This is a genomic window from Fictibacillus sp. FJAT-27399 (assembly GCF_001510655.1).
Classification (GTDB): domain Bacteria; phylum Bacillota; class Bacilli; order Bacillales; family Fictibacillaceae; genus Fictibacillus_C; species Fictibacillus_C marinisediminis.
In genome coordinates this window covers 848,214-861,097 of record NZ_LMVC01000002.1, presented here as the reverse complement: position 1 = coordinate 861,097, position 12,884 = coordinate 848,214, and the positions used below count along the sequence as shown (strand labels likewise).

The 12,884-nt window shown below is 38.4% G+C and carries 10 protein-coding genes; 1 reads left to right on the top strand and 9 read right to left on the bottom strand.

Annotated elements, in window-relative coordinates; translation table 11 throughout:
- Positions 1–45: 45 nt before the first annotated feature.
- From AR335_RS09315 to AR335_RS09295, 5 genes are all read right to left on the bottom strand, one after another.
- A complete protein-coding gene (locus AR335_RS09315; protein ID WP_062234674.1) occupies positions 46–1,449 on the bottom strand; it encodes a sigma-54 interaction domain-containing protein in 1,404 nt (467 codons plus the stop codon).
- A 476-nt stretch (positions 1,450–1,925) separates the two neighbouring features.
- Positions 1,926–3,056, bottom strand: a complete 1,131-nt coding sequence (locus AR335_RS09310) for an enoyl-CoA hydratase/isomerase family protein (protein WP_082683419.1) — start codon at positions 3,054–3,056, stop codon at positions 1,926–1,928.
- A 45-nt stretch (positions 3,057–3,101) separates the two neighbouring features.
- Positions 3,102–4,559, bottom strand: a complete 1,458-nt coding sequence (locus tag AR335_RS09305; RefSeq protein ID WP_062234671.1) for a CoA-acylating methylmalonate-semialdehyde dehydrogenase — start codon at positions 4,557–4,559, stop codon at positions 3,102–3,104.
- 28 nt (positions 4,560–4,587) lie between these two features.
- Positions 4,588–5,766, bottom strand: a complete 1,179-nt coding sequence (locus AR335_RS09300; RefSeq protein WP_062236996.1) for an iron-containing alcohol dehydrogenase — start codon at positions 5,764–5,766, stop codon at positions 4,588–4,590.
- Positions 5,767–5,859: 93 nt separating this feature from the next.
- Positions 5,860–6,663 carry an enoyl-CoA hydratase gene (locus AR335_RS09295; protein WP_234293239.1) on the bottom strand — a complete coding sequence of 268 codons (804 nt, stop codon included), beginning with the start codon at positions 6,661–6,663 and terminating at the stop codon, positions 5,860–5,862.
- A gap of 286 nt (positions 6,664–6,949) precedes the next feature.
- Between AR335_RS09295 and AR335_RS09290 the strand changes: the two genes are divergently transcribed.
- Entirely contained in the window at positions 6,950–7,576 is a 627-nt protein-coding gene (locus AR335_RS09290; RefSeq protein WP_062234668.1) for a TetR/AcrR family transcriptional regulator, read from the top strand.
- A 419-nt stretch (positions 7,577–7,995) separates the two neighbouring features.
- On the opposite strand, the gene AR335_RS09285 is transcribed toward AR335_RS09290, so the two are convergent.
- The 4 genes from AR335_RS09285 to AR335_RS09270 all read right to left on the bottom strand — a co-directional run bounded on the left by AR335_RS09285 (position 7,996) and on the right by AR335_RS09270 (position 12,880).
- A complete protein-coding gene (locus AR335_RS09285) occupies positions 7,996–9,462 on the bottom strand; it encodes an SLC13 family permease (RefSeq protein ID WP_062234665.1) in 1,467 nt (488 codons plus the stop codon).
- Positions 9,463–9,626: 164 nt separating this feature from the next.
- The gene (locus AR335_RS09280) at positions 9,627–10,688 is read right to left on the bottom strand and encodes a cation:dicarboxylate symporter family transporter (protein WP_062234662.1); all 1,062 of its coding nucleotides are present in this window, start codon (positions 10,686–10,688) and stop codon (positions 9,627–9,629) included.
- Positions 10,689–10,710: 22 nt separating this feature from the next.
- Entirely contained in the window at positions 10,711–12,018 is a 1,308-nt protein-coding gene (locus AR335_RS09275; protein WP_062234658.1) for an Nramp family divalent metal transporter, read from the bottom strand.
- 142 nt (positions 12,019–12,160) lie between these two features.
- Positions 12,161–12,880 carry a GntR family transcriptional regulator gene (locus AR335_RS09270; RefSeq protein WP_062234654.1) on the bottom strand — a complete coding sequence of 240 codons (720 nt, stop codon included), beginning with the start codon at positions 12,878–12,880 and terminating at the stop codon, positions 12,161–12,163.
- Positions 12,881–12,884 lie beyond the last annotated feature (4 nt).

The following is a 12,884-nucleotide window of genomic DNA, read 5'->3' as shown; positions in this document are numbered from 1 at the left end:
TTATGCCAATTCCTTTGATTTTCCTTGGGAAGCGTTTTCGTAAGTTTAGCAGTTTTTCTCTTTATACCTACGCAACTTTCTGGAAAACGTGGATTGACTCATTCCTAAAGCTTTAGCAGCCTTATATGTGCTCATATATTTTTTATATGCTGTAAATATTTTTTCAGCCTCAACCTCTTCGACGTATTCTGTTAATGTATTTTCATTGGTGGACAACAAGGAAGAAACTTTTTGAATGTATTCCGGTAAATCTAACACTGTGATTGTTTCATTCGCAGAGGTAATTACTATACGTTCGATAATATTTTGCAATTCTCTAACATTTCCTGGCCATGAATATTTGACAAGTTTATCCAATGCGTCGGGTGCTAATGTTTTTTCTATACCGTATTGTTTTTGATTCAATTGTAAAAAGTGTTTGATTAAAGACAGAATATCTTCTTTTCTATTGCGTAGTGGAGGAAGTTTGATGGGGATAACATTTAATCGGTAATACAAATCTTCTCTGAAGGTTCCGATGTGGATCATCTCTTCTAGGTTCTTATTGGTTGCAGCAATTACTCTCGCATTAACATGAATAGGTTTAGAGCTTCCAACTCTAGTAATGTATTTTCCTTGTAAAAAGTGTAACAACTTAACTTGCAAAATTTTTGGTAATTCTCCAATTTCATCTAAAAAGATTGTTCCCTTGTCAGCATTTTCAATAAGACCTTTTCTTCCTTCCTTCTTTGCCCCTGTAAAAGCCCCAGGCTCATATCCGAACAATTCAGATTCCAGCAGTGTTTCAGAGATAGCTCCGCAATTCACTTCAATATAAGGACCATGTGCCCGCGAACAATTTTCATGAATGTATCTGGCCAATATATTTTTCCCAACACCGGATTCTCCCAAGATCAAGACCGTTGAATCAAACTTGGCAACCCTTAATCCCATGTCAAAAGAACTACGAATACTTGAACTTCTTAAAACAATCGAACTACCACTTACATGAATTACTTCCTGTAACTTAGTTTCATATTCATGCTTCATTTTCTCCGCTTCTTCGATCTTCAATTTAAGAGTCATCAATTCAGTCATATCACGTAAGTTACAGACTACTCTAACAATTTTGTTTTCTTCATTCATAACTGGTGTTGCCGTAACCAAAATCTCCCTCTTAAATTGGAATACTTCCGTCATCGATATTCTCATTCCTGTCCTTAATGCTCGCCTTGCTGCATCTGGAGATAAAACATTCAAATCTTCTAGTTCCTCGATATTTTTTCCTAACATCTGCTCTTGTGGAAAACCATAGAATCGAGAACAGGCCGGGTTTACACGAAGAACAATGCCATTACCGTCAATAACATACATAGGGTCATAAGAAAACTCAAAAACAGTTTCAAGCTCTTTATTTATGACATCTTCCATTGAATTGTGCAAAGTATTGCAAAGTCTTTCACTCATCATCTTCACCTCTCCCATGTGTTATGTTGTTTTAAAATGGTTAACCGCTAAAACCACTGAGTTTTTCCAAACTTAAACTTTTTATAATAGAATCGAATCTGTATCCCCGCTAGTTTTTGTTAAAATGTCAATTAATTACACCTGTTTACACTTTTCAACAAACTTTTCCTTAAAATTCTGTTAATAAGTTGTAACTCCTTCTAGATAAAGATGGGTGTTAGCTTAAAAACCTATTTTATTTTTTATGAAAATTCAAAATAATTTCTCTAACGCTGATAAAATAAACAAGAATATTATTGAAAATTCCCCACTAAAAATGGACAAATATCTCCCGAATTTGAGATGTTTGTCCATTTTTAGATTTTTGTTTTCTGTTATTTTGTAATATATGGAGTTTGGGATAAATACCAAATAAGATTAAGTGAGAAGGATAATGAAAAATTAAATAAAATTTTCATCATTCATCCCGAAAAATACTTTTATTTTATGGGAGATGCAGTAGACAATCTCTCCATTTTGTCTATCGCTTTTAAATTTACCAAGGGATGTCGGTCTCTCCATTCATAATGAAAAAAGGAATCAACATGCTCTTCAGTTATGTCTTCCAATGCTGAAGGATTCCATTTCGGAGCGCGATCTTTATCGATAAGTACCGAACGAACCCCCTCATAGAAGTCGTTAGATTTAATAAAATTCATCGCTAAACTCATTTCCATTTCAAAACATTCAAGAAGGTTTTTTTCTTTTCCTTCTTGAATTTGGCACAGCGTTACTTTTAATGATGTCGGTGATATAGAAAGTATTGTTTTCAGTGTCTTTTCCGCCCATTGGTCCCCCTTCTCTGCTTCTTTTTTAAGAGACGATACAATTTCTTCGATCGTATCAAACTGGAAATGAGCATCAATCTTTTCCTGCTGTAATAACAAAGATGATGGAGGAGTTGAGGATGTACAATGTTGTTTAAGAAGGTGATCGAGCTCCTGCTTTGCTGAATCGAGTGTCCAAGCACGATTTTCCATTTCCTGTTTTATCGTCTGCCACTTTACGCTTTCTAAATAATAATCAGCTGCATCAATATAGATAACATCCCCAGCATTTAAAATTGCAGAAGTTAAGGAAAGATAACACCCGGTATATCCTGGCATTTTATTCAAAAAAAAGCTTGCCCCAACATCAGGGAAAAAGCCAATATTCATTTCAGGCATTGCCCATTTTGTCGTTTCCGTTACGATACGATGTGATGCTCCGATGGAAATCCCGACACCTCCACCCATGACTATGTTGTCCATATAGATAACGATAGGCTTAGGATAATGATGAATTTCATAGTCCATTATATACTCGGTGGAAAAGAACTGTTCGGCATATGGTTCAACTTCATTTTCTTTTAAATTGAAAAATGCTCGCATATCTCCACCCGCACATAAACCTTTTTTTCCTTCTCCATAAATACAAATCAAAGCAATTTGGTTGTCATTCTTCCACTCTTTTAGTTTGCTATAAATAGCATCTACCATTTCTACATTTAACGAGTTTAATGCACTTGGACGATTAAGTTTTATCCACCCGATACCATTTATAGTTTCGGTTACAACGCTAGGTTGGTTCAATGTAATCACCGCCTAAACTCTGTTCTAAGGGATTCTCATTTTTGATTAATAACGTGCTGTTAACATTTTCTTCCTTGTGTAAAATTCAACTCCATCCTTTCCGTTTGCATGAAGGTCGCCATAAAAAGAGTTTTTATAGCCTGAGAATGGAAAAAAGGCCATTGGTGCGGGTACACCAAGGTTTACCCCTAACATGCCAGCATCGATTTCTTCTCGGAATTGTCGAATTGCTTTTGCACTATCCGTATAAATACATGCACCATTTGCAAACTCAGAACTATTGGTAATCTCAATTGCTTCATCAAGGTCTTTGGCACGGACAATCGATAACACTGGTGCAAAGATTTCATCCTTCCAAATTTTCATACCTGGTTTAACATGGTCAAAAAGCGTCGGTCCAACAAAATAGCCTTTTTGATCCACGAAATCTTGTCGTCCGTCTCGAACTAGACAAGCTCCATCTTCTTCACCAATTCTAATGTAGTTTTCCGTACGCTCTTTATGCGTATCACGAATGACTGGACCAAGGAAAACGTCTTTTTCCATGCCGTTCCCGATTATAATTTCATCTGCTGCTTTTTTAAGGCGATCCACTAGTTCGTTTGCAACGTCGCCAACGGTAACTACAACTGAACAAGCCATGCAGCGTTCACCAGCTGAACCGAACGCTGCACCAATAATATTTTGTACCGAATTGTCTAGATCTGCATCGGGCATAACTATCGAATGGTTTTTAGCGCCGGCGAGCGCCTGCACCCGTTTTCCGTTTGCTGCAGCTGTTTTATAAATGTATTCCGCAACAGGTTGCGAACCTACAAACGATACGGCTTTTACATCTTTGTTTTCCAGTATACCGTTTACAACATCATGCGCCCCATGAACGATATTTAATACTCCATCAGGAAGGCCGGCTTCTTTAAACAATTCTGCAAGACGATTCGCAAGGATTGGTGTACGCTCCGAAGGCTTTAATACAAATGTATTGCCACAGGCAATTGCAAGTGGAAACATCCAGCATGGCACCATCATCGGAAAGTTAAACGGTGTAATTCCTCCGATAACACCTAAAGGATACCGATACATGCCTGATTCAACACCTGTTGCGATATCGGGTAACTGATTACCCATCATAAGAGTCGGAGCTCCCGCAGCAAATTCTACACATTCAATTCCACGTTGTACTTCCCCGTATGCTTCTTCATAGCTTTTTCCATTTTCCATTGTTATTATCTCAGCTAGCTCTTCCCAATGTTCTACAAGCTGCTGCTGATAGGAGAACAATATCCTTGCTCGTCGCGGAACCGCTGTTTTGCTCCATTTTATGTAGGATTCATTTGCAACGGTAACTGCATAGTCAAGATCTTCACGTGAAGAAATTGGTACAATGGCAATATTTTCACCTGTTGCTGGATTTGGAACTGATTCAAATTTGTCAGTTTTGGCATCCTCCCACTTGCCACCGATAAAGTTTTTTAAAGTCATCAAACCTGTTGTCATTACCATTATTTAAAAACTCCTTTCTATAGTAGATTTATTGTGTACTCATATTTAGTTCAACGTTAAAGTTATAGTCATAACACATTTCATAAAGATTGATAATTTCTTCATGAGTTGGTACCACTGGATTATTGGCAGGGCTGCCACTTGAAATCGCATCGTGCGCCATTTTTGAAAGCACTCTTTTAAACCTTTTTTGATCAAGTCCGTATGTTTTCATGTTTGGAATATTTAATTCAAGGCAAAGTTTTTTTATCTCATGAATAACACAATCTGCAAGCTCTTTAGTTGTTTTGTCTTTGGATTCTGGTATAATTTGTCGCCCAATAACGGCAAGCCGTTCTAACGTATGATCCTTTGTAAATTCAAGCACTACTGGAAGAAGCATTGCATTTGAAATACCGTGAGGCACATGAAAGAGCGCTCCGATTGGACGTGACATACCATGCACGAGTGCCACCGATGCATTAGAGAATGCCGCACCTGCAAGCATTGAACCCAGCGCCAATTTATCTCTTGCTTCCATATCTTGACCATCATTGTATGCGCGGCGAAGATACAGCATAATTTTTTCAATTGCCGAAAGTGCAAGCGTATCGGTGACAGGGTGTGCTTTTTTCGAAATAAACGCTTCAATTGCATGGCTAAGTGCATCAATACCTGTTGCTGCAGTTACATTTCTCGGACAAGTAAGCGTAAGGTTTGGATCAACAATCGCAACTTCCGGTAAAAGTTCAGAACTAGCGATCATCATTTTCACATCTGTTTTTGTATCAGTAATTACAGTCACCTTCGTCACTTCTGAGCCGGTACCGGCCGTAGTGGGTGCGGCAATTAACGGAAGAGGCTTTTTTTCAAACTTCTTTTGAGTCCCGAAATAATCGGCGACCGTTCCCCCGTTTGTCATTAATACAGCAACAGCTTTTGCGGTATCGATGCAACTTCCCCCACCGATTGCGACAATCACGTCACATCCTTCATCTGAACACACCTTCATGGCGTCTTTCACATGAATATCGGTCGGTTCTGTATCGACCCCTAAGTATTTCGAATATAAAATGTTTGCTGTTTGGAAAAGACATTCACAATCCTCGACAATTCCGACTTTTTCCATAATTGGATCACTAATTATTAATGCCTTTTTACCAAGTATTTTTGTTTGTTTTCCAACTTCTTGAAAAGCCCCTTTTCCATATATTACTCTACTTGGCATTAAAAGCTCGTAAACAGAATCTTCCACATGCACATCTCCCTTGAATTTGTCGTGTGTGGCATCAACCTTAATGTAACTACTCACCCATGTGATTTATTTATCTTGAAACCGTGCCTTCCGCTTTTCCATGAATGCATTTACCCCTTCTTTCATATCTTCTGTACTAAAAAGATTTGCCCAGAGGTCTGATTCAATTTCTAACCCTTCTTCAAGCGTTACTTCTAAGCCTTTGTTCACTGACTCAATTGTGGCTGAAATAGACAGTTGGCTTTTGTTAAGAGCAATTGCTTCAGCAAGCCGTTTGGCTTCATACATTAACTCAGAAAGCGGTACGGATTTGTTTACAAGTCCAATACGTTCTGCTTCTTTCCCATCAATAAATTGACCGGTCAGAATTAATTCAAGTGCTTTAGCCTTATTCGTCAGACGCGGCAGACGCTGTGTTCCACCAAAGCCAGGAATTAATCCTAAGTTTAGTTCAGGTTGTCCAAGTTTCGCTTCATCTGCTGCGATACGTAAGTGGCAGCTCATCGCAAGCTCTAATCCACCACCAAGGCATGCACCGTTGATTACTGCTATCACAGGTTTTGAAAGCTGTTCTATTTTATTTAATACAGTCTGTGCTTTAACGGATAAAGTCCTGCCTTTTTCTTTATCGTCAAAAGCGGTTGTAAATTCTTTAATATCAGCCCCCGCTACAAAGAACTTTCCTTCACCTGTAACCACGATTGCCTTTACTTCCGGTTCCATGACTAAGTAATCGAAGCATTGCGATAAGCCCATAACCGTTGCTGAACTTATTGTATTTGCGGGCGGATTGTTGATTGCAATATAAGCGACTCTGTTCTCTATATTTACACTAACATTCGTAAATTCTTTTAAATTTACCATTTCCATCATATTCACTCCATTTCTATTTTCATCAACAAAATCTGCTATTTAATACAACGTTTACAGATTTAGATTTTTCAATTACAAAATTCATTCCTCCAATCAAAATATTTTATGAATAATTTGAAAATTTAATTAAATTATATTTCAGATTTTCTGTCCGGTCAATATAATTTTGACCGGACATTATATTTTTTTTATAATAGTGATAATGATTAATTCCCCGAGGATTATTCTAACTGGTCATTTTTTGTTGTATAACAATCATACGAAGAAGGAATGGTGATTTTCTATGAGTAGAAGAGCTGAGGAGCGACGAAAACAAATATTACGAGCTGCATTTACAGCTGTTTCCGATAAAGGCTTCGACAGCGTAACACTGCAGGATATCGCAGATTATGCTGATGTTAGCAAGGGAGTGACAAGCTACTATTTCGACAATAAAAAAGATGTATTTTGTCACCTACTTGAATGGGTAACCGCAAAAATCTTTCAAAATGAATACTCAGCGATTAGCAAAGAACAAACAGCACTTGAAAAGCTACGCGCGTATATCGATGCAGTCTTTGTAAATCCAAATGATAACCGAAAATTTTACCGGGTCTACTTAGAATTTCTAGCCCAAGCAAATCACAATGCAGAATTCAGAAAAATTAATGACCAGTTTTATGAAAACTGCTGGTCAATTGGACGCGAAATTATTGAAATTGGACAAAAAGAAGGTATCTTTGCAAAAGTGGATATTAATACAGCATCCTACATGATTCGAGCATTAATCGACGGCTCACTTATTCAATGGTTAATGCGAAATAATGATGATCTGCACGAATTCTACCGTGAAAATTGTTTTCAAACAGTTACTAGTTACTTAACGAATAAAAGTTTTGAAAGTGATCAGCCACTTCAAATAAATATCTAATGCAAAAATGACTCATCTACAAAACCACGCGCATATTTGTTGTTTATAGGTGCTTTGGTTTCCCTAATTAATGATTATGAGCATTTAAATATTGTTCGGATGACATTACTACAATAAAGTAGTAGTGTTTTTCTTCGTTTAGCAGAATACATATAGTTAAAAAATCTTTAAGTGCCCCTAAGTCGGGCAGCCCGAACTTCAGATTCTCTATTTGAGGGAACTTGGAACAACTAATTAACAGTAAACATAGCTACCCGGATGATAATTAACTAGTGCCTTTAAGTGATTGCGTCGGTAGCAAACAGAAAGACATGGGCAACTCACTTGCCATTTATTGCTTAGCTGCTGGTCTATCCACATTTATCGGCCCCGTTGCATTTTAATTACTACTATCTATCAATTTTTTTTATGTTTGTCAGCTATAAATAGCCTAACCATGGCCACCACGTTAATGCTAACACGTAAGTTAAAACGGTGGTAATGATTGTTAAACATATTCCTGGTTTAATGAAATCTCGTTGAGTAACCCACCCGGTTTGTTGGACCATTACATTAGGAATCGTTTCTACTACAAACAGAAAACCGAATAAGCATGTTATTCCGGCGGTAAATCCTAATAAGAGAGGTGATGATGATTGTCCTGCATGCTGCGCTAAAGAAATCACCACAGGGACGGTAGCAATCACAGCCGTTGAAACATTTGAGGTTACTTTATGTATCAATTGTGTTAGGATGGCCACAGTTAATACAGATAAAGCCGGTTGTGAAAAAAGATACAGGGTATAGTCATTTTCTAACCACTGGGAAATATGTTTAATCGCACCCGTTTCAAAAAGGGCACGTCCCAAAGAAAGGGTTACCGCTAGCAGGATTAACGGACCAAATTTAATGTCAAGAAGTTTTTCCCAGTTCGCGATTTTGATACCTGGCGTAGCCATTAGTATCACCCCGATAAAAGTGGGGATCACTGGGGGCCAACCGGTGATATCTTCCATAGCCCACATCACAAAAACAAGCGTTAAAATCAATAAAGTTCTTTTTTCTTGAGCTGTAATTGGTCCGAGTTCAACTATCAACCTTTTCATCTCTTTCTTGAGCCCCTTCGGGACTTTCTCCTCCTTTGGGAAAGTACGATTAAGCACCCACCAAGAGACCGGTATTAAAATCAACCACAGGGGAAGGCTCAGGATCAGCCAATCCATATAAGTGATATGTTGTTTCAAATAGTAATTAATAAGATCTACGGTGACTACGTTTCCTATGGCAGCAGGAAGAATCCCCGTTCCGCTAACATTGCACCCTATTGCTGCGCCCAACATAAACTTTTTTCCTTGTACATCACCTTTTTCTATGCCCAAAATTGAAAAAACTGAGAATACGATTGGCAATAGCATAGTCGTTCTTACAGCTGCAGCAGGAATAAAAATAGCCATGATTTGTGGAATTAAGATAATTCCAGCTAATATACCTCCACGTTTTTCACCAAACCAGTATAAAAGTTGAAAAGCCATTCGCTTGCCAAGTGAAGTTTGTTCTAACCCACAGGCCAGCATCATTCCAGCTAAAATTAGAAAAATGGCTGGGGAAGCAAATCCCGACAAAACCAGGTCCATGGAAACCGCGCCAGATACAGGAAGCAAGATCAAAATTAAAATGGCTGTCATTGAAAAAGGTATGGGTTCTAGAACCCAAAGAGCGATAGCCCCTGTACTTATAGCCAGAGTCGCCCTAGGTTCATAGTCTACATTTGCAGGCAATTGTGTGTAGACTAGGATCGATAACAAAATGGGCACAACCATAAAAATCGGACTTTTTAGTACAACCAGCCATCGGCCTCTTTTAAGTGGAACTTCCAAATCTTCTTGTCGAATATCGACGTTTGCCATAGCTCTCTCCCCACTTCAGATAAATAATTCATTAACAATACCTATTAACTCGAAGCATGCCGTTATACTCCATGCCGTTGATCGACGCACTCATGGTGAAAAACAATGCCGACAATCCCTCTCGCCCAAAATTAAGCAAGAGTCCATGTCGGCAGATGTGAATGTTATAATGAATTCGTTTTTTTCATTAGTTGATGATCTCCATCAACTTCATCAGGTTGATTATCTTCTGTTTCCATAGCTGGATTGAATTCATTTTCAGATTTGGAAATGACCAGCGATGCCACCCCGTTACCAATCAAATTGGTTACACCACGAGCTTCGGCTAAGAAACGGTCTACACCAAGAAGGATGGCAAGACCTTCTATGGGTACCATTGGAAAAGCAGTGAGTGTGGCACCAAGTGTGATGAAGCCTCCACCTGTTACGGCAGCTGCCCCCTTGGATGTTAGCATCATCACACCCAATAAAGTTAATTGTTGCCATAAACTTAAATCTATTCCGTATGCTTGTCCGATAAAAAGAGCTGCTAAAGTTAAGTAAATAGCAGTCCCATCGAGATTAAATGCATAACCAGTAGGAGTTACAAATCCAACCACCGATTTGGAACAACCGTACTTCTCCAATTTCTTCATTAAATCAGGCAATACTGGCTCTGAAGAACAAGTACTAAACGTTAAGAAAATTTCTTCTTTTATATATGCAAGAAACTTAAAGATATTAACTCCATATAATTTTAAGATCAAACCTAATACACCAATAATAAAGAGAAACATACATGCATAGACACTTACAATGAGTTTTCCCATTGCGAATAAAGTGCCTGTACAAAATTCTCCAATGGTGTTTGCCATTGGCCCAAATGCAGCGAATGGAGAAAACTTCATGATGATATGAACGACCTTAAAAAATACATGCATTAATTTGTCAAATAAAGTGATGACAGGTTTAGCTGTATCTTTCTTGGGTGCCAATGCCAGTCCAAACAAAACAGAAATGAATAGTACAGGCAACATTTCTCCGCTAGCGAACGCCCCGATCAGATTATCTGGAATAAGTCCAACTATAAAATCAATAAAACCATGTTCCGACTCTTTTGCTTCCTTGGTAAAACTTGACACATCCACTTTTCCGCCAGAATGTATATCAACGTCTGCACCGGGTTTCTCAAGATTCTTCCACTGTCTTATAGGAAGCAATTCGTCATTTTTTGTAACCGTTTTCAAAATCCGTATTGAGTAAGATATACTACACCAAAGTGCTGAGAATATGCCATGTGGACCACAAGGTTAGTCCAATCAAGAGAAGTAACAGCACGTTTTCCCACCATTTATTAGCAAACTGACCTAACAGTTCTTTACGGTTTGTTAAAACCATCAATCCTATCGCAACTGCAGGTAATAGTACAATTTGGAACGCATTGACTATAATTGTTAGATATACAAACCCTGGCATGGATGGAAGTGCCCAAATGACAGGTAAAACAACCGTCACGAGAAGTGTGAGTTTGTATATTGGATCTTTTGTATACTCACGGTTATATTTCTTTCCTCTTTCAGGGAAGGTAGTATGAATCGCGTCTACAAAAAGAGTGCCAAAACCAAGGGCATAAACGATAACCGTTTTAAAGCAAGCTCCCAAAACGCCGAGATAAAAAAGAATACCGCCAAGCATGCCTAATGTTAATGTAAGCATTTGGGCCATATCTGAGACGCTTTCAATTGTTAAACCTTTTGGATAGAGAATTTCAGCACCAAGAGTCCATACCGCTAGATCGATAATAATGATCATGACTACTCCAAACAAAAGATCATAGCGTTGCAGTTTCAGATACTGTGGACCCTGCCAACCCTTTTCCTTAAATAGATAAGGATAAATCAAGTTTGACATGGAACCGGCAACTGCACCGATTAACGAAAACACAAAAACCAAAGTATCAACGCCACCTACATTTTTAGGGACACTAAATGCAATCGTTCCTTTTGCTATAGCTGGCAGATCTGGCCCCACCCATATGGCACTTCCTACCAAACTGACAACCATTAAAACGAGAACGCCTTTAATGGTAATCTCTACGAAATTATAAATTCCATTGATAACTAAAAGGATAGCAGCTATGACAACAATGCTCGACCACATAAATGTCGTACCAATGTTGGTGAGATACAGAAGCGCTTCCCCTGCCCCTTTAACTAGATATGCTGCATAAAAGTGTGCCAGCAAAAGGCTGGCTATACCGAAAAACAGAGGCAAATATTTATACAATCGATAATACCCTTGAATAATGGTTTCCTCATGAACATTGGTTAGTGCGTATTTGGAAATGACATTTACCAGGATATATCTTAAAACCAAAGCGATAATCATACCCCACATCAGGTTATATCCATAGTGGGCACCAGAAACTGACATATCAACCAAGTCACCTGCACCCAGCCAACTTAGAACCATTACGATTCCTGGACCAAACGAAATCATGTATTCCCGGAAGCTGGATGGAATGCTTGATAAAGGTTGTTGCTCGGGCTTGCGAACCTTTTGAACTGGAATTGACATTGGAACTTACACTCCCTAAATTGAATTTTCACATATAAATCACTACTTCTTGTCGTTCCATCAAGTAATTGATCTAGATGCAAGATTTCTTTTTTAGGGTATATCACCTCCTCAGGGCAATCCTTTGAATTATGCTAAATCATTAGTTATCTTCTCTGAAGTTTTCGGAAAGGATCGAGGTTAACACTTTCTTAGCAGTTGTAAGGTGCTTATGCAACACCTGAACAGCTCCTTCTGTGTTACCTTTTTTCAAACACTGGACGATATCCCAATGCTCACTTTCCGATTTTCCCGCCCATTTGTCATTTGTTAAAGAATACATTTGATAACGGACAATTGTATCTTGAAGTGTATCAACAAACTGCTCTAAGTAACGATTGTTCAGACTTGAGATAAGTGTAGAGTGAAACTCAGAATTTCTTTGGGCGAATTCCACAGAGTCGCTATCCTGATGCTGAGCAGCATTTTCTAAGCATTTCTCCAGCTGCCGGATAATCGAATGATTTTCCGAGGTAATATTCCGTAAAGCATCTGTTTCTACCATTAATCGAATTTGATATATTTCTTCGATGTCCTGTATCCTAGGGATGGAGACAATGATCCTCCGTCCGGGCATTATCGTCACCAAATTGTCTGTTTCTAACATTCTTAGCGCCTCACGTACTGGTGTTCGGCTGACTGACAATTTAGTTGCAACTTTATTTTCGATTAATAACTGACCAGGTTTTAATGAACCATTTAAAATTGACTTTTTTAGAGTTTGGTAAACAGCTTCACGTAATGGTACATACGGCGGGAATTTTCCCGGTGAATCTATATTAAGATCATCTTCAAATATTAATGGTTCCTTACTAATCTCCATATTG

Coding starts and splice junctions, on each gene's coding strand:
- AR335_RS09315 (WP_062234674.1), bottom strand. CDS start 1,449: ATGATGAGTGAAAGACTTTGCAATACTTTGCACAATTCAATGGAAGAT.
- AR335_RS09305 (WP_062234671.1), bottom strand. CDS start 4,559: ATGGTAATGACAACAGGTTTGATGACTTTAAAAAACTTTATCGGTGGC.
- AR335_RS09300 (WP_062236996.1), bottom strand. CDS start 5,766: ATGCCAAGTAGAGTAATATATGGAAAAGGGGCTTTTCAAGAAGTTGGA.
- AR335_RS09295 (WP_234293239.1), bottom strand. CDS start 6,663: ATGGAAATGGTAAATTTAAAAGAATTTACGAATGTTAGTGTAAATATA.
- AR335_RS09290 (WP_062234668.1), top strand. CDS start 6,950: ATGAGTAGAAGAGCTGAGGAGCGACGAAAACAAATATTACGAGCTGCA.
- AR335_RS09285 (WP_062234665.1), bottom strand. CDS start 9,462: ATGGCAAACGTCGATATTCGACAAGAAGATTTGGAAGTTCCACTTAAA.
- AR335_RS09275 (WP_062234658.1), bottom strand. CDS start 12,018: ATGTCAATTCCAGTTCAAAAGGTTCGCAAGCCCGAGCAACAACCTTTA.
- AR335_RS09270 (WP_062234654.1), bottom strand. CDS start 12,880: ATGGAGATTAGTAAGGAACCATTAATATTTGAAGATGATCTTAATATA.